The following is a 20,253-nucleotide window of genomic DNA, read 5'->3' as shown; positions in this document are numbered from 1 at the left end:
CGAAACTTTTTTAACTAACCAGGAAACCTTTTCCAACCCAGCGAGTCTGAGTATGTGAAAGACGCGCATTTGTTATCATCATCCCTGTCATCAGAGATGCATATTTGGCCACATTGATGTGGCCTTTTTCTTTTTCAGCCCCCGCCGTGTTGCTTCAGGAACTCTTCAAAGCTTAGCGTATCACTGGCTTCTATGTTGCGTTGACGCTGCCATGAGGCTTCCTGTTCCTTCGTCAGCTCGGCTTCGGTCAGAATTTCCAACGGCTCTTCCATCAGCATCTGACGGTACTGCTCGGCCAATTGCAAGCCCACACGGCCGGTTCCCTCTTCCTTCATCGCTTTCAGGATGCGAGCAGAGAACGTCAGCTCCGGATCGTCAAACGCCGCAACCAGTTCATCGCAAACTTGCTGATACTGGCGATCGCCGGCTTCGCTATCCAGCACCTCCGCCACGCGTCGCAGATCGTCAAACAACGCCTTACCGACTTTCTCCAGCGGCTCACGGCTGTCATCACAGCCCATACCGATGGTTTGGCCAGGCTTGCGTCCTTCGAGGATCACCCGATTCCAGTTTTTGCGCGTGCACAGCAGTTCATCACTGTTCATCTCTGGCGCATCGGCCAGCACACACCACACCAGGAACAGGTCCAGGAAACGCGCCTGCACCGCATCCACGCCGATTGGCGAGAACGGGTTGATGTCCAGCGAACGAACCTCGATATATTCGATACCGCCGCGCAACAGCGCATCTGACGGCGTCTCACCGCTTTTGGTCACGCGCTTCGGCCGGATCGGCGCATACAGTTCATTTTCAATCTGCAGCACGTTACTGTTCAATTGCAGGTAACGATCGCCGTCCTTTACACCCAATTCGGCGAACTCTTCGGAAGGCGTGACAATCGCCCGCTTCAGACCGGCGACATAACTTTGCAGATCGTTGAAGGTAATGCCCAGATTGCTCTGAGATTTATTGGTGTAACCCAGGTCGCTCAATCGCAGCGAAGTGGCATACGGCAGATAGCACATCCCCTGTTCAGTACGCTCGAACGGCAATGCGGTTTCACGCCCTTTCAGGAACGAGGAACAGATCGCCGGCGACGCGCCGAACAAATACGGGATCACCCAGCCAAAACGGTAGTAATTGCGGATCAAGCGGAAGTAGCCCGCAGAAATCTGCTCTTTACCGCTCTCTGCGTCTTTTACGCCGGCCCATGCCTGCCAGAACTCCAGCGGCAGCGAGAAATTGTAATGCACGCCGGAAATGGTCTGCATCAACGCACCGTAGCGATTTTTCAATCCTTCACGGTACAGCGTTTTCATGCGGCCAATATTCGACGAACCGAACTGCGCCAGCTCAATGTCTTGCTCGGCTTCAATAAAGCACGGCATGCTGAGCGGCCACATGCGTTCATCACCCAGATTACGCGCCACGTGACGATGGATATCGCGCAGGAACGTCAACAGATGGTCGAGGTTATCGTCAACCGGCGTAATAAACTCTAACAGCGCCTCGGCAAAGTCTGTAGTAATCCAATGGTGCGTTAATGCCGCCCCCAACTTTTCCGGATGTCCGGTTGTCGCCAGTTTTCCGTCCGCAGTGACACGCAGCGTTTCACGTTCAATGCCGCGACGAATACCTTTTAATGCATGGGGATGGGCTTCCAACCAAGAAAGCGCCTGTGATACGTCCGGGATCAAATTGACCTCCCGCTTCTAAAAACAATAACTCGTAAGCATACTGAATCTGCACCCGAGTGAATATTGAGTTATATTCACTTCGTTAATGCCACCAGGCCATTCCCTGTAACGTTATCATAGTCAAAATGATGTAACGCAGCGCCTTTCCGATACACAGAAACAGCGCTACAGGGCCCCAGGGCATGCGCAGCCAACCTGCCAACACGCACAACAAATCGCCCACTACCGGCACCCAACTGAGCAACAGCGCAGCCGGGCCAAAGCGTTTCATCCACCCGAGCGCTGTCTCCAGCCCCCGCTGCGGTTTCAACGCCGGCAACAAGCGTCCTATAATGACATTGGTCAACCCACCGAGCGTATTCCCCAACGTCGCGGCCAACACCAGTAATTCCGGTGAGGCACGGCTGTTGGTCAGCAAGGCAACCAAAACAATCTCTGAATTTCCCGGCAGCAGCGTCGCACTGAGGAAGCTGCTGCCGAATAACGACATAACCGCCAGCGTACTACTCAAAGCGTGCGAACGTCTACGACAGCCATATTGGCGCTTTTCGCCGCCTCAATACCGAAATCTGCGTCTTCAAACACCACACATTTTTCCGGCGGCACACCCATCAGCTCGGCGCAACGCAGGAAAGTATCAGGTTCGGGCTTGTGCCGCAGTACGTCATCGGCACCCACGATCGCATCAAAACAGTGGAACAGGCCCAAATGGCGTAGCAAAGATTCCGCCATACGGTGTTCGCTGCCGGTGCCAACCGCCATTGGACGACGGCCGTGATAGGCTTTGACTACCTCAATCAGCGGCAATGGGCGCACGGTATCCAGCAGCATAGTTTCCACCGCACGGGTTTTCTCCGCAGCCAGTTGATGGGGATCGAGATCGGCCTGATGGCGGGTAATAATCGACTGGGCAATGCGCCAGCTCGGAGAACCGTTCAGCGCCACCATAGCCGCTTCATCAAACGTCATACCGTAACGGGCCAACACCTCGTGCCACGCTTTACGGTGCGTCGGCTCGGTATCAAGGATAGTGCCGTCCATGTCGAAGATCAGACCCTGATAGCGGTCGTACATCGTTACTCCATGATCGTTGAGGAAAGAAAACTACTTTAGCGTAAAGCCGGAAGGTTGTCGCTGATCGCGTAATGGCGGAATGTGCTCTGGGAAAAGTCCGGTGAGAAGAGAAGTGCGGAAAGTATTTTGCCGAAGCCGGAAAAGCGAAAAACCCGCCGAAGCGGGTTTTTCTTAGATGGTGCATCCAGGAGGATTCGAACCTCCGACCGCTCGGTTCGTAGCCGAGTACTCTATCCAGCTGAGCTATGGATGCATTACTGTTTTTGTTTTGTCTGCTTGAAGAAACAAGTTTGACAGAAAGAATGGTGCATCCAGGAGGATTCGAACCTCCGACCGCTCGGTTCGTAGCCGAGTACTCTATCCAGCTGAGCTATGGATGCACAGGAATTCTTTTTTGATACCGTATGGTACGTTTTACTACCCCACCATACTGCAAAATATGGTGCATCCAGGAGGATTCGAACCTCCGACCGCTCGGTTCGTAGCCGAGTACTCTATCCAGCTGAGCTATGGATGCAAATGGCGGTGAGGCGGGGATTCGAACCCCGGATGCAGCTTTTGACCGCATACTCCCTTAGCAGGGGAGCGCCTTCAGCCTCTCGGCCACCTCACCATACGCTTCTTTCGAATTGTGCCTAACTTGCTTTAGAGAAGCTCATCGGCACTGCGTGGCGCACATATTACTTTCTCCGACTTTTAAGTCAAACAATTTTTCCCAACTCACGTGCGTTTGCGCAATTCACACTCAACATGGGCGATTTCAAGGCAAAAAGAGTGTTTTATCAACAGGCCGCCAGGGTGAAACCGCAAACAAAGCGAATGGCTGCAATCGGGAAATAAGAAGATGAAAGCGGGAAAGGATTAATGATGGGCACAAAAAAGCACAGTAGCGTCTCGCCAAGCAACGAGACGCTGCTTCGAAATCAGAAGGTCGTCTGTTGAGACTTCTCTGCCTGAATGCGCTGATAGATTTCTTCGCGGTGCACTGACACCTCTTTAGGGGCATTCACACCAATACGAACCTGGTTGCCCTTGACCCCTAACACTGTGACAGTGACCTCATCGCCAATCATGAGGGTTTCACCAACTCGACGAGTCAGAATTAACATTCTTTGCTCCTTGAAAGATTAAAAGAGTCGGGTCTCTCAGTTTCCCCGTCATTATCCATCATATGCTGCGAAAACGTAAGCCATCTAACCCACAATAAGTGTAAGCAGGCTTGGTCTCACCTCAGATAATAATAAGTTTAGCCGACCTGAAAAACTTTGTTCCCGGAATTGTAACTAAATTGTGTTAGCACAGGCTAAAAACGCCATAATCAGCAATGAGTTATGGCGTTTATAAGTGCTATTTATTTATATTCACAGTTTCGAAGCCACCCAGGCCTCTACGCTGTTTAAGGCCGCAGGCAGGGCACTGACATCGGTCCCCCCGGCCTGCGCCATGTCGGGGCGCCCACCCCCTTTGCCGCCAACCTGCTGCGCTACGTGGCCGATCAACTCGCCGGCTTTCACCCGGTCGGTCAAATCTTTGGTCACGCCGGCAATCAGGCTAACCTTATCGTCAGCCGTAGTGGCCAGCACGATAATTGCGGAACCCAGCTGATTTTTAAGATCGTCAACCATGGTCCGCAGCATTTTCGCCTCAACGTTATCAAGCTGGCTGACCAACAGCTGCACGCCATTGACCTTTTTCGCCTGGCTGGACAACGAAGCGCTTTCCTGCGCAGCTTGCTGATCTTTCAACTGCTGCAGCTCTTTCTCCAGTGCGCGAGTACGATCCAGCACCGCACGCACCTTGTCCGTCAGGTTGCTATTGTCACCTTTCACCAACTGCGCAACGTCCTGTAACAGATCGTTTTGCTGATGAAGGGTCGCAATCGCGCCCTCGCCGGTTACGGCTTCAATACGGCGAATACCCGCTGCGGTACCTGATTCGGTCAGAATGCGGAACAGGCCGATATCACCGGTACGGCTGGCGTGAGTACCGCCACACAGTTCGGTAGAGAAGTCACCCATGGTCAGTACACGTACGCTGTCGTCGTACTTCTCGCCAAACAGCGCCATCGCGCCCTTCTCTTTGGCATCGTCCAGCGCCATCACTTCGGTTTGCACCGGCAGGTTACGACGCACCTGCTGGTTAACCAAATCTTCCACAACGCGGATTTGTTCCGGTTTCATCGCTTCAAAATGCGAGAAATCGAAACGCAGATATTTATCGTTAACCAGCGAGCCTTTCTGCGCCACGTGCTCGCCCAACGTCTGACGCAATGCGGCATGCAGCAGGTGGGTAGCTGAGTGGTTCAAACGAATACGGTTACGGCGGGCGATATCAATCTGCGCATCGACGCGATCCTTCACCTTCAGCACGCCATGGGACAACTTGCCCTGATGCCCGATAGCCTGGCCGTATTTCTGCGTATCGCTAACCACAAAGTCCGCGCCTGCGGTTTTCAGCACGCCTTTGTCACCAACCTGACCACCGGACTCACCGTAGAATGGCGTTTCATCCAGTACCACCACAGCTTCTTCACCCACGTGGATCTCATCCACCGGCTGGCCGTCGCGGAACAACGCCGTCACTGTAGCCTGCTGTTCTTCGTGGTCATACCCGCTGAACTGGCTGGCGCCATCAACGCGGATCATGCTGTTGTAGTCGGCACCAAAGCCGCTGGACTCGCGCGCACGGCGGCGCTGCGCTTCCATAGCTTGTTCGAAGCCGGCTTCATCCACTTTCAAACCGCGCTCACGGCACACGTCTGCGGTTAAATCGACCGGGAAACCGTAAGTGTCATACAGGCGGAAGGCAGCCTCTCCATCCAGGGTGTCGCCCTGCAGATTGGCCAGCTCTTCATCCAACAACGCCAGACCACGCTCCAACGTACGGGCAAACTGGTCTTCTTCGGTTTTCAACACTTTCTCAACCAGCGATTGCTGACGCTTCAATTCGTCGGCTGCCGGGCCCATGACTTCGATCAGCGGCGCAACCAGTTTATAGAAGAAGCTCTCTTTCGCGCCCAGCATGTTGCCATGGCGGATAGCACGACGGATGATGCGGCGCAGCACGTAGCCGCGGCCTTCGCTTGACGGCATTACGCCGTCTGACACCAGGAAGGCGCAGGAACGGATATGGTCGGCGATAACACGCAGGGATTTGTTATCCAAATCAACCGCGCCGGTCACTTTCGCCACTGCGGTAATCAGCTTGCTGAACAGATCGATTTCATAGTTGGAGTTCACATGCTGCAGCACCGCGGCAATGCGTTCCAGGCCCATACCGGTATCTACCGAAGGTTTTGGCAGAGGCAACATAGTGCCGTCAGATTGGCGGTTGAACTGCATGAAAACGATGTTCCAGATCTCGATGTAACGATCGCCATCCTCTTCCGCGCTGCCTGGCGGGCCACCCCAGATGTGATCGCCGTGATCGTAGAAGATCTCGGTGCACGGACCGCATGGGCCGGTATCGCCCATTTGCCAGAAGTTGTCGGACGCGAAGGCCGCACCCTTGTTGTCGCCGATACGGATAATGCGTTCCGCCGGTACGCCAATCTGCTTCTGCCAGATGTCGAAAGCTTCGTCATCGGTTTCATAGACGGTCACCCACAGCCTTTCTTTCGGCAGGTTAAACCAGTTTTCGCCGGTCAACAGTTCCCATGCGTAACTGATGGCATCGTGTTTGAAATAGTCGCCGAAGCTGAAGTTGCCCAGCATTTCAAAGAACGTATGGTGACGCGCGGTATAACCGACGTTCTCCAGATCGTTATGCTTACCGCCCGCACGCACGCAACGCTGTGAGGTAGTGGCGCGGGAATAGGCACGCTTGTCCAGCCCCAGGAAAACATCTTTAAATTGGTTCATGCCGGCATTGGTAAACAACAATGTCGGATCATTGTTAGGTACCAGGGAGCTGCTTGCTACAACCTGGTGGCCTTTACTATGAAAGAAATCGAGAAACGCTTGACGGATCTCAGCGGTGCTCTTGCTCATAATTTTCCCGGAAAGGCTAGAATAACGACACGTGAGCAAGAGCGCGACATCCTGACGATGGCATCTAGCTCACGAACAAAAAGTGGGGATAAGATAAATTTTCTTCAGAGGGAAGTAAAACCCCGTGTGCGCTCATTGCGCAAAATCACGGTAAATTGACTGAATTTCTTCCTGAAAGAAGCCCCGATAGAGCAGATAACGCTGCACTTTGGCTTTCTCTTTCCAGTCCGTTGGCAGCTCGTCGCCAAATTTACGCTGCGCCACCAGTTTGGCTTGTTCACACCAGTCGATATCACAGTCTGCCAGCGCCGTCTGAGCCAACTCTTTATCCACGCCCTTTTGCATCAGTTCCGAGCGAATGCGCTGCGCGCCGTAGCCTTTACGGCTGCGACTGCCGATATAACTGCGGGCAAAGCGTTGATCGTCCAGCCAGTTGTGCTGGTAACAATAGGCAATAACCTGTTCGATAACGGCGGGATCTACGGGTTCTTCAGGAGGAGGCGCAGAGGGGCTGGGGGTCTTGGAGCCGAATCTGGCTTTCGCCATAAATGGCTGCGCCGCAAGTTTGCGGCGCAGTTCAGCTTCACTATGATCGCGTTGCGACAGCAGGCGCATTGCGCGGCTCAGCAAATCATTCATTATTCAAGCCTGATTTAATCGACGCTGGTGCGGCCTAAACGGCACGCACCAACCTCAACAGCGATTAAAACTCTTCGCTGGTTTCAGCTTCGCCATCATCGAAGCTTTCATTGGTAGCAGTAACCAGTTCACCGTTGCTGTGCAGCAGCAGATCGCGCAGTTTTTTGTCCAACTCAGCGGCAACAGCCGGGTTTTCTTTCAGGAAGTTGCAGGCATTCGCCTTGCCCTGACCGATTTTATCGCCGTTGTAACTGTACCAGGCGCCGGCTTTCTCGATCATCTTGTGCTTAACGCCCAGATCGACCAGTTCACCGCGGCTGTTGATGCCTTCACCGTACAGAATTTGGAACTCAGCCTGCTTGAATGGCGCAGCGATTTTGTTTTTCACCACTTTAACGCGGGTTTCACTGCCCACCACTTCATCGCCTTCTTTAACCGCACCGATACGGCGGATATCCAGACGAACAGAAGCATAGAATTTCAGTGCGTTACCGCCGGTGGTGGTTTCCGGGTTACCGAACATGACACCGATTTTCATACGGATCTGGTTGATGAAGATCAGCAGCGTGTTGGCGTTTTTCAGGTTACCGGCCAGCTTACGCATCGCCTGGCTCATCATACGTGCCGCAAGGCCCATGTGTGAGTCACCGATTTCACCTTCAATTTCCGCTTTTGGCGTCAACGCCGCTACGGAGTCAACGATGATCACGTCAACCGCACCAGAACGGGTCAAGGCATCACAAATTTCCAGAGCCTGCTCACCGGTGTCCGGCTGGGAACACAGCAGGTTGTCGATATCGACGCCCAGTTTTTTGGCATAAATCGGGTCCAGCGCGTGCTCGGCATCGATAAATGCGCAAGTTTTGCCTTCGCGCTGTGCGGCAGCGATAACCTGCAGCGTCAGAGTGGTTTTACCGGAGGATTCCGGGCCATAAATTTCAACGATACGGCCCATTGGCAGGCCGCCCGCACCCAGTGCGATATCGAGTGACAGTGAGCCGGTAGAGATCGTTTCTACATCCATAGAACGGTCTTCACCCAGACGCATGATGGAGCCTTTGCCGAACTGTTTCTCAATCTGGCCCAGTGCCGCAGCTAACGCCTTTTGCTTGTTCTCATCAATAGCCATTTTTGCTCCTTCGTTTCGCAATGCCGGTGTTACCCCACACTGCCACGGAATGTATGTTGTGCAGGAAATGTCGCTAATTATACTGTATGGTCATACAGTATCAAGCCTAATTTTACAAAAATTCGTCAAGTGCGGTTTGCAGCGCGAAGATCGTCGCCTGAAGCCGCACTGCATCACGATCGCCGGCAAATTGCATCTTGTGCGCCAGCACCTGCCCAGAGCGTTCGGCGAAACCAAACCATACGGTACCCACCGGTTTTTCCGCACTGCCGCCGTCCGGGCCGGCAATACCGCTGACCGACAGCGCCAGGCTGGCCTTCGCCGCATGTAATGCCCCCTGCGCCATCTCGCGAACCACTTCCTCGCTCACGGCACCGTGGGCGGCAAGAGTCGCTTCCGCCACGCCCAACAACTCGTGTTTCGCCGCATTGCTGTAGGTGACGAACCCACGATCGAAGTAGGCGGAGCTGCCGGCAATGTCAGTAATGGCTTTGGCGATGCCGCCGCCGGTGCAGGATTCCGCACAGGTGATCCACAGACCTTTGGCCTTCAGTTTTTCCCCTACGGCAATGCTGAGTTCCCGCAGCTGATTTTCACTCATAACCCCTCCATAGCGAATCAGGTATATGCGCCCGATAGTAGCACTTATCAATGCCTGGCCGACGGCGCGTTGACATAAATGCGCAGCGCCTCGCAGGACAGGCGGTGTTAAGCCGCGGGTCAAACTGCTAGTATCAAATGTAACGCCCGGGTTAACGAATGGCGTTTCAGGATGAGGGATCTCACAGGGCCGTCTGTGCTGCCGGCATGGCTGGCCCAGGCAAACCAGGACAAAAGATTAGGATGATAGAGTGAAAAAAACGTTAGGCGTCTTCTTTCCGTTGTATACCACCACCCTGCTGATGTTGCTGGGTTCAGGGTTGCTCACCACTTACATCTCCCTGCGTTTAACCTCAATCCATGTGACAGGTGCGCTGATCGGTGCGATTATCGCCGCCAACTACATCGGCCTGGTGATCGGCGGTAAAGTCGGTCATTTCCTGATTGCCCGCGTCGGCCATATCCGCGCTTACGTCTCCTGTGCCGGCATCATTACCGCTGCGGTGCTGGGGCACGGCCTGACGGAGTACATTCCTGTCTGGGTGGTGCTGCGCCTGATTATCGGCCTGTGCATGATGTGCCAGTTTATGGTGCTGGAGAGTTGGCTGAACGACCAGGCGGAATCCAATCAGCGCGGCATAGTTTTCGGTTTCTATATGGCGGCCACCTACCTGGGCATGTCGCTGGGCCAGGTGGTGCTGATGCTGCAGACCAGTCTCGGCATCACCACGTTGCTGTTGATCGCGCTGTGTTTTGCACTCTGCCTGGTACCTATCGCCCTCACCACTCGTACCAATGCGCGTCATATGTCACCGGCGCCGATGGAACTGCGCTATTTTATCGGCGCCATTCCCAAGGTACTGGCGACCACGCTGGTGATCGGCATGGTAGTAGGCTCTTTCTATGGGCTGGCGCCGGTCTACGCCAGCATGCAGGCACTCACTACCCAACAAACCGGCCTGTTTATGGCGATCTCCATCTTTGCCGGGCTGGTGGCGCAGTTCCCGCTCAGTTGGCTGTCAGACCGCTATAATCGTACGCTGTTGATGCGCATCAATGCCATTTTACTGATCGTGGCGGCGCTGCCGCTGGCTCTGGTACCACACATTGATTTTCCGGTGCTGCTGGTGGTGGGGTTTATCGTCAGCATGCTGCAATTCACGCTGTATCCACTGGTCGTGGCATTGGCGAACGATCTGATCGAGCCTGAGCGGCGCGTATCGTTGGCAGCCTGTTTGCTGATGGCATTCGGCGTCGGCGCCAGTATCGGTCCGCTGGCGGTCGGTGCGCTGATTCAGCCCCTGGGCGGCAACATTCTGTATGCGTTCTTCTCGCTTTGCGGCGTGCTGCTGGTGGCCTTCAGCCGTACGGTAAAAGAAGACGAATCGCAGTTTGTGCAGGATGCGCCGTTACCGCATATTCCCCTGCCGGACAGTCTGACCAGTTCGCCGCTTTCCCCGGCACTGAACCCAACCTTCGATGAGCAGATCATCCACGATACCATGCCGCCTCCGGAGGCCGCACCGGATCCGGTAGATGATCAACCCAGCGAAACGCCGGCAGCGGAGGAGCCCATCCCGCAGGGCGCAGACCCCGATGAAGATACGGGGTTGAAAAAGGCCCATTCGATGCTTTAATCATCGGCCCCTTCTTGGAGTCGGTATCCGCGTATCACAGATCCAGGAAGGATCCCAGGCGGTAACCGCGCTCCGCAATCGCGTTTTTAATGCCTGACGCGGTCAATACCTCCACCTCCGCCAGCCGCGGATAGCAGTATTTGCTCTCCAATAGGGTCTTATCCAGGAATGCCGGGTGGCACATCAACTCTACTGAGCCGACGCCGCGTTCGTCGGCCCGGTCAAGCACCTGCAAAAACAGGGCTTCGGATATAGCCTCGCCATAAAAACCCGAATCAAACCACTCGGTGCTGCGATCACAACGCAACGGAATGCCTTGTCGCTCCACTGCCTGGCGGTCAATACGCAGCGGAATGGATTTGGACTGAGCGAAGGCCTCCACCAACGGATAGATCTGCGGCAGCATGTGCGCATGATGGTGGCTGTCGATATGAGTCGGCGCTTTACCGAAAACGGCCGTAAACTTGTCGTACTGCCCCACCAGCTCATTGTAGATTTCGTCCAAATCCAACATCGCAGACTCGGCCCTTTCCCACAGCCACTTACCCAATTCCCCCCGCTCATTGACCAATGACGGCATGGCGGTCAAGGGGCGCCCATGAGTCAACACAAAGTGCAGCCCCACCTGCAGCCCAGGAAAAATCCTGTTTAACTGCGCCGCGTGGTGCACATCCTCGCCATTCACCATGGCGGTAGTTGAAGAGACTACCCCGTAGTGAAACGCCTCGATAATGCCGTAGTTCTGGCCCTTGCTCAGGCCAAAATCGTCGGCGTTCACTATCAGTAACTTTTCCATTTTGGCATCCATTTAACAAATTTTTGGCAAGGGGAAGCCGCCCGTCTGGTACGGCAGGTCCCCTTCACGTCTACAAAGAAACTTATTTCATCAGGCTATGAGTGGCCTGAAAGGTATTCGGAATATCGGCGTTAATGCTTATCGGGAGCGGCCCTAAATAGGGCCGTAGAACTTTTTTCGGTAATTACCCGGGGTGACTTCGGTGAGTCTTTTAAAGTTTTTGATAAACAGGCTCACGTCACCGTAACCTGAATCGAAGGCAATATCCGACACGGAATAATTCGTCACCTCCAACTGCGTTTTGGCGAAATTGATGCGGATTTCATTAATCACCTGCATCGGCGTTTTATGGTAGTAGCGCCGCATCGCCCGGGTCAGGTATTCCTGCGTTTTCCCCGACAGCTCAACCATATTCAGCAGCGCCTTTTCACCAAACATCGCTTTATCATGCATGCCCGCCAGCGTGTTCTTCAGCCATTGGGGAATGTCATCGCCTTCGCCGCACTCTTCCTTGTAATGCCGGATGCGGCTGACGATATAAAAAGTCAGCGTTTCCAGGAACTCGGCAAAGTCATCTTCGCGAAACTGCGGTGAGCCGACCACCGACTCGATATAGGCCAAAAACTCGTTCTTGAGGCTGTAAGCCTGCGAGGCGACAAAACAGCGCGGTAAAAGCTGCAGGTAATGCTCCTCAAAGAAGACCTTGCCGACCGCCACGTTGAAAATTTTCGCGGCGCCAAACTCGTAAAAGCTTTGGTGACGTGAGCCGATAGGGATAAAAACAAAGTCTCCCCGTTCCAGCAGCACCCGCTTGCCGTTGATCTCCTGATAGCATTTACCGCTCAGGACAATGGTGAACTCATAGTAGTCATGCTGATGCAGCCCGGTCGCGCTCTCCACCTTGTTATAAATAAACAGATGAAAGTCTTTGCAGTTAAAAAAATCCTGCTCCCGAATCAGCTTAACGTCGTTCGCATTCAGCGAAACCTGATTATCAGTCACCGCATACGCTCCCATTAGTCGAAACCGTTTTGTCTGGCCGTTTCGGCAAACCAGTAGCCGCTCTTTTTAAGCGTGCGCCGTTGGCTTTGCCGATCCAGTCTGACTAGCCCGTAGCGATTCTTATAGGCATTGAGCCAGGACCAACAGTCAATAAAGGTCCACAAATGATAACCTTTACAGTTGGAACCCTCCGCCAACGCCTGATGCAGCCATTTCAGATGTTCGCGGATAAAGTCGATGCGATAGTCATCCTCCACCCGGCCGGAAGCGCCGATAAAGGCTTCCTCCCCCTCTACGCCCATGCCATTTTCTGAAATATAGCAGGGAATATTGCCGTAGTTTTCTTTCAGGTCCATCAGAATGTCATACAGCCCTTTTTCGTAGATCTCCCAGCCCCGGTGCGGGTTAATCTTCCGGCCCGGCATCTCATAGTAGCTGAACAGATCTTCCGGCATCGTCACCCTATCGGTGGTCCGAAAACCTTCTTTCGCTTTAACCCTGCGAGGCTGGTAATAATTGACGCCCAGGATATCGACAACCCCGTCAGCAATCAGCTGTGCATCCTCAGGCTCGGTCTGTGGTTGCAGCCCGTTGGCTTTCAGCAAATCCACCAATTCTTGCGGATAACGCCCTTTTGTTACTGGATCGAGGAAGCTCTTGTTCAGCAACAGATCCGCATAGTTGGCCGCCAAGAGGTCTTCCTGGCGGGTCGAGCGGGGATAGGTCGGGCTCAGGTTCAAAATAATGCCTATCGTGCCCTCGTTACCCAGCGCCCTGAAATGCCTCACCGCTTTGGCGTGCGCCAGAACGCTGTGGTAAGCCACCACGACGGCCCTTTTGAAATCGACCACGCACGGATAATGCAGGTCGTTCAGATAGCCCGCCTCAACCGGCACAATCGGCTCATTGAACGTGAACCAGTGGGTGACTCTGTCGCCGAACAGGGTGAAGCAAGTCTTGGCGTAGCGAGCATAGGCTTCGACCACAGCCCGGCTTTCCCAGCCGCCTTTCTGCTGCATGCACAGCGGCATATCGAAATGGTAGAGATTGATAAATGGCGTGATGCCCTGCGCTAACAGGCTATCAATCAACGCATTGTAGAAGGCGACCGCTTTAGGGTTCACTTCGCCATCGCCCTCCGGGATCAGCCGGGACCAGGAGATGGACGTTCTGAAGGTGTTATGCCCAAGCGTTTTTAACAGCAGGATATCGTCGCGAAAATTGTCATAAAACGTGGACGCCTCGGAGGGACCAACCTGATGATGAAAACGTTCGGGGGCGGTTTCATGCCAGTAATCGAAGATGTTCCGGCTCTTGCCATCCCGTGCAGAGTCCCCTTCCGACTGCGGCGCAGACGTGGCGCTTCCCCACCAGAAATCGTCAGCAAAGTGATATTTCATTCAAACGCCCCTAAAACCGGGGCAGCAGATGCTGCCCCGTTCCGACAGTTAGAATTTCAGCGCCTTGGCGATATCTTCTTCGCTCTCGGTCGCCTGATCGATCTGGCTTTGCGCCTTGTTGGAAATCATTACGAACGGCAGGTAAATCAAGGTCGCAACGCCCAGGTTGAAGAAACTCAGCAACATGGCGACGATGCTGCCGTTGGTGTTGAAGAACGCCCCCAGCCCGACCGGCATGGTCCAGGGCGCAATGTTGGTGATAGGCGGGATCATCCCGGTGTAATAGGCCACCGTGGTGATAATCGTCAATACCGGTTGAACCAGGATGAACGGAATAAACATCACCGGGTTCATAATCACCGGCAGGCCAAACAGGATAGGCTCATTGATCTGGAAGATGCCCGACGGGGTAGCCAGCTTGGCAACCTGACGATAGTCTTCGCGGCGTGAGGCGATAAAGATGGCGATAATCAGCCCCAGCGTCGAGCCGGTCCCGCCAAGGTAAATGTAAGAGTCGACGAACGGCTTCGCCCACATGTGGAACTCTTTGCCCGCAGCAACCGCCGCCTCGACGGAACCGTACTTGTTGTAAAGCTCCACGTTCTCCAGCGCGAATGGCGTCATGATGCCGCTGTCCAACGCCGCCAGCGCCATTGAGCCATGCACCCCAAAGAACCACAGCAGCGAGGAGAACATCACATACACCCACCCCACCACGCTGCCCATTTTCGCCAGCGGAGCCGAGATGCTGTCCATAATGATTTGGTGGAAGTTGGTGCCCCACAGCGTCAGGCAATAAGCCAGCACGCCCATAATCGACAGGATAATAAAGCCGGGGATCAACGCGGAGAAAGAGCGCGATACCGAAGAAGGTACACTGTCCGGCAGGCTGATCACCCAATTGCGGCGCACCACAAAGGCAAACATCTCCGCCACCACCAGGCCGATCACCATACCGGAAATGATGTTGGCGCCCCCCAGCCAGTTCGCCCCCACGGCGTAGGCTTCACCCACGCTGAACGGCGTTAACGTCATGAAGGCCGCAACGGCCAGCAAAGCGGCTGCCAGCGGATCAACCTTTCTTTCCTCAGCTAACGCCATACTGATAAAAAAGGGCGTCATCAGGGACATGATCCCCAGGGTGCCGTTATACACGCTGCCACCGATGCTTTTCAGGCCATTCAGCGTTTCAATGGTGGATGCATCAAGCCGCACTCCCAGGGAGAAGAAGAACGATCCCTCACCGAAGCTGAGAAACACGTTGTTGATCAGAACGAACATCGCCCCGGTCAGCGTCAGCGGCATTAACCGGATAAACCCGTTTTTGATGGCATTAACATGGGGTTGCTTACCAATTTTCACGGCAAAGGGCAGAATGACCTTTTCCAACGAGGCAATTAACGTATTCACGGCAACGCCCCTTATTGGTTAGCTTTTTTTATTGTGGCAACCGCCGCCTTCAGCACCCCAAGGCCATCGAGTTTGCCGTACAAAACGGAGTCGATCACTTCGACCGGCTTATGCGGCAACTGTTTCTGCACTTCGGCAAGCGTGTAGGCAATCTGTGGCCCCAGCAGGATCACATCTGCCTCAGCGCCTTTCTCCGCAGCCAGAGCTTCGGGATAAGCGGCAATGATCACCGGCACCTCGTACTTCTCCGCTTGCGCTTTCATTTTTGAAACCAGCAGAGAAGTGGACATACCGGCAGAACAAAACAGATAGATTTTTTTCTTTTCCATACCAAGCACCTCAAGATAATCAAAAAAACCCCGTGTCATTTGTATGCCAGATGCAATCAAGATTGCCTCACGCACATTCCTTATGAAGTTTCCGTTACGTTGCCCTGGTTGCCGACAGTATACGGAGACGGTGAAGCGGACCGATAAGCCACTGGCCAATAGAATCGTCTATCCTTGACCTGCCGGCTTGACCCTCTTCACATTTCACATAAAAAAATAGTGTGACCGACCTCTCAAATAACCCTTTAAAACTCGTTCAAGTCGTCAACAATCAATAAATAACAATTATAAACAATAAGTTAAAAACACACAGGGTATTTATGGATAACTTTTGGCGTAGCAGGGCCGGCAACAGACGGATGAAGGAAAAATAGTGCACCCTTGATTAGAGCGAGGTACAGGAGGGGAGCAAATTCCGCCGACGGAGAAAGGGACAAGAGGGGAAAGCGCCCGGCTGCAATGCAGCGATTTCAGCCAGGGAAACGCAGCATATCTATTACCGTCGTTAAAGCGACCGGATGGTTTCTGCGGTTGGGATAATACAGATAGAAACCCGGGAATGACGGGCACCAGTCCGCCAACACCCGTTCCAGGCGTCCGGTGGCAAGATGCTCCGCCGCCTCATTCTCGATGGCGAAGGCAATACCGACATTCTCTAACGCCGCCTGCAGCATCAGCCTGCCGTCATCGAGTATCAACGGGCTATTTACCGCGACGGAAAGTACCTTGTCCCCCTGGCGAAACTCCCATTTATAGAGTTCGCCGGAAGAGATCTTGCGCCATCCGATGCAGCGATGATTTAACAGGTCGCTGGGCGTATCTGGCTTCCCATGACATTGGAAGTATTCCGGGGTCGCGACAATGGCCAGCCGTAGATCCGGCGACACTCGTACAGCCCGCATGTCGTTGTGCAGGTCTTCTCCAAGCCGGATGCCGGCGTCAAATCCCAGTTCGACGATGTTGGCGAACCCCTCCTGCGCCACAACCTCCAGAGTAATTCCGGGACAATCGCGAGCCAATCGCCCCAAATGTGGCAACAAAACCAGCTCGATCGCCGAACGGGAAGCATTGATCCGCACCAGCCCGCGCGGCTGATCGCGAAAGGTGTTCAGGCTTTCCAGCGCAGCGTCGATATCGGTAAACGCAGGTGCCAGTCTGGCCAACAGATGCTCGCCAGCTTCGGTCGGCGAAACGTTGCGCGTGGTTCGATTCAGTAACCGCAGGCCGACCTGCTCTTCCAGCTCACGCATAGTGTGACTGAGAGTTGGCGGGGTAACGCCAAGCCGGGCGGCGGCGCGCCTGAAGCTGCGTTCATTGGCGATCGCTACGAAAGCCGCCAGGCCGGACAATTCGAGTTTCTTCATCGGATTGATATAAATAATTTAATAGTGAAATGAATTTTTAACGGATAGTTATCTTTTTGGCAACAACATAGCATGGAGGTGTGATCAATAACCCAGAGTCCATATCATGACTACGCATACTGATTCAGCTCACATCCTGCAAAAACGTTTGGAAGGAAAGGTTGTCCTGGTGACCGGTGGCGGCACAGGTATCGGACGCGCCGCAGCGCTGGCCTATGCCCGCGAAGGCGCTAAAGTGGCGTTGGCGGGGCGTCGTTCGGCAGAGATCGAAGCCACTGCCGGCGAAATCATCGCCGCGGGCGGAGAAGCCCTGCCTGTGGTGGCCGATGTTTCGCTTGAAGAGGATATCCGTCGGCTGATCGCTGCAGTAATCGCCCGTTACGGATGGCTCGACATCGCCTTCAACAACGCCGGCATACTTGGGAATTTTTCGCCCATCACTCAACAAAGCAGTGCGGATTTCGACCAGGTGATCGCCGTCAATCTCAGAGGAGTGTGGCTGGCGATCAAATACGAGATAGAGACTTTCCTGGCGCAAAATTCTGCCGGCGTCATCATCAACACCTCTTCCTGGCTCACCCACGGGGCGCTCGCCGGCTCGTCGAGCTACTCCGCCAGCAAAGGGGCGATTGACGCGTTAATCCCCGCAGTGGCACTTGAATACGGACGCCAGGGCATCCGCATCAATAACATTAATCCCGGTATCATCGAAACACCGATGGCGCACGGCAGCGTCGCCGATGCCAGCGCTTTCGCGCCTTTTATCGAACACACCCCCATCGGGCGCATGGGACAACCGGAAGACATCGGCGATGTGGCGGTCTGGCTTGCAACGGACGAAGCCCGTTTTGTCACCGGCCAAAGCCTGCTGGTGGATGGCGGCTACACCATCGCCGGCATCCGCTGAGGAACCGCATAATGAACTATGTCCGCCTCGGCCACAGCGGCCTGAAGGTTTCCCGGCTCTGCTTGGGCTGCATGACCTACGGCGATCCCGCCTGGCGCCCCTGGGTGCTGAAAGAAGAGCAGGCTCGCCCTTTCATCCAGCAGGCGCTGGAAGCCGGCATTAACTTTTTCGATACCGCCAATATCTACTCGGCGGGCGAAAGCGAACGCATTGTCGGCCGCGCATTGCGCGATTTTGCCCGCCGCGAAGACATGGTGATCGCCACCAAGGCGTTCTTTCCGATGGACGAATCCCCCAACGGCCGGGGCCTGTCGCGCAAACATCTCATTCATAGCGTAGAAGCTTCGCTGCAACGATTGGGGACGGACTATATCGACCTGTTCGTACTGCACCGCTTCGATAGCGAAACGCCGATCGAAGAGACGGCCGAAACGCTCGACACTCTGGTGCGTGCGGGCAAGATCCGTTACCTCGGCGCCTCCTCCATGCACGCCTGGCGCTTTATGAAAATGCTGGATTTTCAGCGCCATAACCGATTGGCGGCGTTTATTTCGATGCAAAGCCAATACAACCTGGTGACGCGTGAAGATGAAGACGAGTTAATCCTGCTGTGCCAGGAGGAAGGCATTGGCCTGACGCCTTGGTCCCCCCTGGCGCGCGGCCTGCTGGCGGGCGCGAAAAAATCTGCCACGCTGCGCGCTCAGACAGACGAGCAGGCCCCGCTATGGTATGGCGGGCGCAGTGAAGTGGAACAATCCATCGCAGCGGTCGAGGCGTTGGCCGCAGCCCGCTGCGTAGCGCCGGCGCAAATCGCGCTCGCCTGGCTGCTGGCCAGAAAAAGCGTGGCTTCAGCATTGGTCGGCATGTCGCGACCGCATCATCTGCAGGATGCTGTCGAGGCGCTTTCCCTCAACCTGTCGGATGAAGAAATGGCGTCGCTCGAAGCGCCAATGCAACAACACCTGCCTACTCGCCGTTGGTAATTTCCGCCCGGTGGAAAAGCACTCGCAACGACCCCTCATCACAGGAGAGACTGGATGCTATACGCGATAAAACCTTCCCCGGCACGGGCGTCCCTGTTGGTCTTGCTGCTGGCCATCGCGGCCCCGGCCATTTCCGCGCCGGCCAACGAAGCCCCCTGCGTCGCCACCAGCATGACATTGCCGCCGGGAGCGCTCTACCCTAACGGCATCGCCCGCGCATCCGACGGTACCCTGTATGTGGGGCTGATTACCAGTGGCCGCGTGCTGCGCAAACGCCCAAACCAAGATTGGCAAACCTTCTTTCCCGGCACCGATACGGTGTTCGCTTCAAACGCCCTGAGACTGGACGAACGGCGCGGGCTGCTGTGGGGAAACTCGCCGGACTTCCTGTCCGCGGGGAAAACCCGCGCAAACCGCGTTTACGCCCTGAATGTCGCGAATGCCACACTCAACCGCAGCCTGCCGCTGCCGGAAGGCGAAATGGGCAACGATATCGTGCTCGGCGCAGACGGCACAGTCTACCTGACGGAAACCAAAGGCGGCGGCATCCTGCGGCTGCGGCCGGACGAACCGGCATTCCAGACGCTGTATCGCGACAGCAGATTGACGGCCCCCAGCGGCCTCGGCGCCGCCGGTATCGTGATCCTCGATGACAAACGGATGGCGATCGCCAATTTCGGCACCGGCAAGCTCTATACTCTCAGCTACGGCGATGCCCAGCCGGCGCTGTCTGAGATACTGTTGCCACGCACCATCGAAAACCCGGACGGCATGGGGCTGGCGCCGGACGGCGCGCTGATCGTGCTCGAAAATGGCATCAGCAGCGGCCAGGGCAGGATCCTGCGCATTGCCGCGCCGGGCGCGGCTGGCATGCACAAGATCGAGATCGTTCGCGAAGGCATGGAGTCGCCGGTTAATTTGGACATCACGCCGCAGGGCTGCGCCTTGGTCACCGAATCACGCATTCGTCACCGCCTGCTGCCCGGGCATGAAACCGAAGTGCCCGACAACTTCCGCGTCTACCAACTTCCCCTGCCCTTATCCACCGCTCGCTGACGCCGCTGCCGCCCCCGGCGGCAGTTTGCACGATTTGACGGCTGCAACCTCTTCCCCGCGTTGCAAACCCGCTTTGCGCAAAGCTTCCAATTTTTACCTGTGACAGCCGATTGCTCGCTGGGCTAGTATAAGCGTCAGTAAAAGGTCTGGGTGTAACACTGCGCCGTTTGGCCCTTTGATTAATGGATCGGCGTTGCCCGGCAATCGCCAATCCTGTGATATTTTGTGAGGCGATGCGATA

18 protein-coding genes and 4 tRNA genes are annotated in these 20,253 nt (G+C 55.1%); 4 read left to right on the top strand and 18 right to left on the bottom strand.

Annotation, left to right across the window (positions count from 1 at the left end; all coding sequences use genetic code 11):
• Positions 1 to 134: 134 nt before the first annotated feature.
• The 12 genes from gshA to pncC all read right to left on the bottom strand — a co-directional run bounded on the left by gshA (position 135) and on the right by pncC (position 9,129).
• The gene (gene gshA / locus ACTJJ1_RS13315) at positions 135 to 1,697 is read right to left on the bottom strand and encodes a glutamate--cysteine ligase (protein ID WP_004950335.1); all 1,563 of its coding nucleotides are present in this window, start codon (positions 1,695 to 1,697) and stop codon (positions 135 to 137) included.
• Between the two features lie 82 nt (positions 1,698 to 1,779).
• A complete protein-coding gene (locus tag ACTJJ1_RS13310) occupies positions 1,780 to 2,208 on the bottom strand; it encodes a YqaA family protein (protein WP_041416753.1) in 429 nt (142 codons plus the stop codon).
• Entirely contained in the window at positions 2,205 to 2,771 is a 567-nt protein-coding gene (gene yqaB, locus ACTJJ1_RS13305) for a fructose-1-phosphate/6-phosphogluconate phosphatase (RefSeq protein WP_440834005.1), read from the bottom strand. The genes ACTJJ1_RS13310 and yqaB overlap by 4 nt, the downstream gene beginning before the upstream one ends.
• A gap of 176 nt (positions 2,772 to 2,947) precedes the next feature.
• Positions 2,948 to 3,024, bottom strand: a tRNA-Arg gene (locus ACTJJ1_RS13300).
• Between the two features lie 50 nt (positions 3,025 to 3,074).
• Positions 3,075 to 3,151 (bottom strand) — tRNA-Arg (locus tag ACTJJ1_RS13295).
• 60 nt (positions 3,152 to 3,211) lie between these two features.
• Positions 3,212 to 3,288 (bottom strand) — tRNA-Arg (locus ACTJJ1_RS13290).
• A 3-nt stretch (positions 3,289 to 3,291) separates the two neighbouring features.
• Positions 3,292 to 3,384 (bottom strand) — tRNA-Ser (locus tag ACTJJ1_RS13285).
• A 310-nt stretch (positions 3,385 to 3,694) separates the two neighbouring features.
• Positions 3,695 to 3,880 carry a carbon storage regulator CsrA gene (csrA, locus tag ACTJJ1_RS13280; RefSeq protein WP_004950328.1) on the bottom strand — a complete coding sequence of 62 codons (186 nt, stop codon included), beginning with the start codon at positions 3,878 to 3,880 and terminating at the stop codon, positions 3,695 to 3,697.
• Between the two features lie 252 nt (positions 3,881 to 4,132).
• The gene (gene alaS, locus ACTJJ1_RS13275) at positions 4,133 to 6,760 is read right to left on the bottom strand and encodes an alanine--tRNA ligase (RefSeq protein ID WP_020438477.1); all 2,628 of its coding nucleotides are present in this window, start codon (positions 6,758 to 6,760) and stop codon (positions 4,133 to 4,135) included.
• A gap of 132 nt (positions 6,761 to 6,892) precedes the next feature.
• Positions 6,893 to 7,399 (bottom strand): recombination regulator RecX, encoded by a 507-nt coding sequence (gene recX / locus ACTJJ1_RS13270; protein ID WP_440834002.1) that lies wholly within the window; start codon positions 7,397 to 7,399, stop codon positions 6,893 to 6,895.
• Positions 7,400 to 7,463: 64 nt separating this feature from the next.
• Complete coding sequence (gene recA / locus ACTJJ1_RS13265; protein ID WP_004950320.1) at positions 7,464 to 8,528, bottom strand: recombinase RecA; 1,065 nt, start codon at positions 8,526 to 8,528, stop codon at positions 7,464 to 7,466.
• 112 nt (positions 8,529 to 8,640) lie between these two features.
• Positions 8,641 to 9,129, bottom strand: a complete 489-nt coding sequence (gene pncC / locus ACTJJ1_RS13260; protein WP_004950317.1) for a nicotinamide-nucleotide amidase — start codon at positions 9,127 to 9,129, stop codon at positions 8,641 to 8,643.
• A gap of 250 nt (positions 9,130 to 9,379) precedes the next feature.
• On the opposite strand from pncC, the gene ACTJJ1_RS13255 reads away from it, so the two are divergent.
• The gene (locus ACTJJ1_RS13255; protein WP_110605910.1) at positions 9,380 to 10,765 is read left to right on the top strand and encodes an MFS transporter; all 1,386 of its coding nucleotides are present in this window, start codon (positions 9,380 to 9,382) and stop codon (positions 10,763 to 10,765) included.
• Between the two features lie 34 nt (positions 10,766 to 10,799).
• On the opposite strand, the gene chbG is transcribed toward ACTJJ1_RS13255, so the two are convergent.
• The 6 genes from chbG to ACTJJ1_RS13225 all read right to left on the bottom strand — a co-directional run bounded on the left by chbG (position 10,800) and on the right by ACTJJ1_RS13225 (position 17,066).
• Complete coding sequence (gene chbG, locus ACTJJ1_RS13250) at positions 10,800 to 11,561, bottom strand: chitin disaccharide deacetylase (RefSeq protein WP_440833999.1); 762 nt, start codon at positions 11,559 to 11,561, stop codon at positions 10,800 to 10,802.
• 153 nt (positions 11,562 to 11,714) lie between these two features.
• Complete coding sequence (gene chbR / locus ACTJJ1_RS13245; RefSeq protein ID WP_013811543.1) at positions 11,715 to 12,578, bottom strand: transcriptional regulator ChbR; 864 nt, start codon at positions 12,576 to 12,578, stop codon at positions 11,715 to 11,717.
• The gene (locus ACTJJ1_RS13240) at positions 12,578 to 13,963 is read right to left on the bottom strand and encodes a glycoside hydrolase family 1 protein (protein WP_440833996.1); all 1,386 of its coding nucleotides are present in this window, start codon (positions 13,961 to 13,963) and stop codon (positions 12,578 to 12,580) included. The genes chbR and ACTJJ1_RS13240 overlap by 1 nt, the downstream gene beginning before the upstream one ends.
• A gap of 48 nt (positions 13,964 to 14,011) precedes the next feature.
• Positions 14,012 to 15,373, bottom strand: coding sequence for a PTS N,N'-diacetylchitobiose transporter subunit IIC (gene chbC / locus ACTJJ1_RS13235; RefSeq protein ID WP_004950304.1), 1,362 nt, complete (start codon positions 15,371 to 15,373; stop codon positions 14,012 to 14,014).
• Positions 15,374 to 15,384: 11 nt separating this feature from the next.
• On the bottom strand, positions 15,385 to 15,702 hold the full coding sequence (locus tag ACTJJ1_RS13230; protein WP_006317708.1) for a PTS sugar transporter subunit IIB: 318 nt from the start codon (positions 15,700 to 15,702) through the stop codon (positions 15,385 to 15,387).
• 470 nt (positions 15,703 to 16,172) lie between these two features.
• Positions 16,173 to 17,066 carry a LysR family transcriptional regulator gene (locus ACTJJ1_RS13225; protein WP_004950299.1) on the bottom strand — a complete coding sequence of 298 codons (894 nt, stop codon included), beginning with the start codon at positions 17,064 to 17,066 and terminating at the stop codon, positions 16,173 to 16,175.
• Between the two features lie 148 nt (positions 17,067 to 17,214).
• Here ACTJJ1_RS13225 and ACTJJ1_RS13220 point away from each other — a divergent pair, with 148 nt between their 5' ends.
• The 3 genes from ACTJJ1_RS13220 to ACTJJ1_RS13210 are packed head-to-tail and all read left to right on the top strand — an operon-like array spanning position 17,215 to position 20,012.
• On the top strand, positions 17,215 to 17,973 hold the full coding sequence (locus ACTJJ1_RS13220; protein ID WP_440833993.1) for an SDR family NAD(P)-dependent oxidoreductase: 759 nt from the start codon (positions 17,215 to 17,217) through the stop codon (positions 17,971 to 17,973).
• A gap of 11 nt (positions 17,974 to 17,984) precedes the next feature.
• The gene (locus ACTJJ1_RS13215) at positions 17,985 to 18,956 is read left to right on the top strand and encodes an aldo/keto reductase (RefSeq protein WP_004950296.1); all 972 of its coding nucleotides are present in this window, start codon (positions 17,985 to 17,987) and stop codon (positions 18,954 to 18,956) included.
• 54 nt (positions 18,957 to 19,010) lie between these two features.
• The gene (locus ACTJJ1_RS13210) at positions 19,011 to 20,012 is read left to right on the top strand and encodes a hypothetical protein (protein ID WP_440833991.1); all 1,002 of its coding nucleotides are present in this window, start codon (positions 19,011 to 19,013) and stop codon (positions 20,010 to 20,012) included.
• Positions 20,013 to 20,253 lie beyond the last annotated feature (241 nt).

Origin of the sequence: Serratia sp. 22264 (assembly GCF_052045345.1) — a bacterium.
Lineage (GTDB): Bacteria > Pseudomonadota > Gammaproteobacteria > Enterobacterales > Enterobacteriaceae > Serratia > Serratia plymuthica.
Note: the sequence above shows the minus strand (reverse complement) of the source record. Positions and strands in the feature narration are given on the sequence as shown.

Excerpts from the sequence above, each read along its gene's own strand:
- recA (WP_004950320.1), bottom strand. The coding sequence starts at position 8,528 with ATGGCTATTGATGAGAACAAGCAAAAGGCGTTAGCTGCGGCACTGGGC.
- ACTJJ1_RS13210 (WP_440833991.1), top strand. The coding sequence starts at position 19,011 with ATGCTATACGCGATAAAACCTTCCCCGGCACGGGCGTCCCTGTTGGTC.
- alaS (WP_020438477.1), bottom strand. The coding sequence starts at position 6,760 with ATGAGCAAGAGCACCGCTGAGATCCGTCAAGCGTTTCTCGATTTCTTT.
- yqaB (WP_440834005.1), bottom strand. The coding sequence starts at position 2,771 with ATGTACGACCGCTATCAGGGTCTGATCTTCGACATGGACGGCACTATC.
- ACTJJ1_RS13215 (WP_004950296.1), top strand. The coding sequence starts at position 17,985 with ATGAACTATGTCCGCCTCGGCCACAGCGGCCTGAAGGTTTCCCGGCTC.
- recX (WP_440834002.1), bottom strand. The coding sequence starts at position 7,399 with ATGAATGATTTGCTGAGCCGCGCAATGCGCCTGCTGTCGCAACGCGAT.
- chbG (WP_440833999.1), bottom strand. The coding sequence starts at position 11,561 with ATGGAAAAGTTACTGATAGTGAACGCCGACGATTTTGGCCTGAGCAAG.
- ACTJJ1_RS13230 (WP_006317708.1), bottom strand. The coding sequence starts at position 15,702 with ATGGAAAAGAAAAAAATCTATCTGTTTTGTTCTGCCGGTATGTCCACT.
- csrA (WP_004950328.1), bottom strand. The coding sequence starts at position 3,880 with ATGTTAATTCTGACTCGTCGAGTTGGTGAAACCCTCATGATTGGCGAT.
- ACTJJ1_RS13225 (WP_004950299.1), bottom strand. The coding sequence starts at position 17,066 with ATGAAGAAACTCGAATTGTCCGGCCTGGCGGCTTTCGTAGCGATCGCC.
- chbR (WP_013811543.1), bottom strand. The coding sequence starts at position 12,578 with ATGGGAGCGTATGCGGTGACTGATAATCAGGTTTCGCTGAATGCGAAC.
- ACTJJ1_RS13240 (WP_440833996.1), bottom strand. The coding sequence starts at position 13,963 with ATGAAATATCACTTTGCTGACGATTTCTGGTGGGGAAGCGCCACGTCT.
- pncC (WP_004950317.1), bottom strand. The coding sequence starts at position 9,129 with ATGAGTGAAAATCAGCTGCGGGAACTCAGCATTGCCGTAGGGGAAAAA.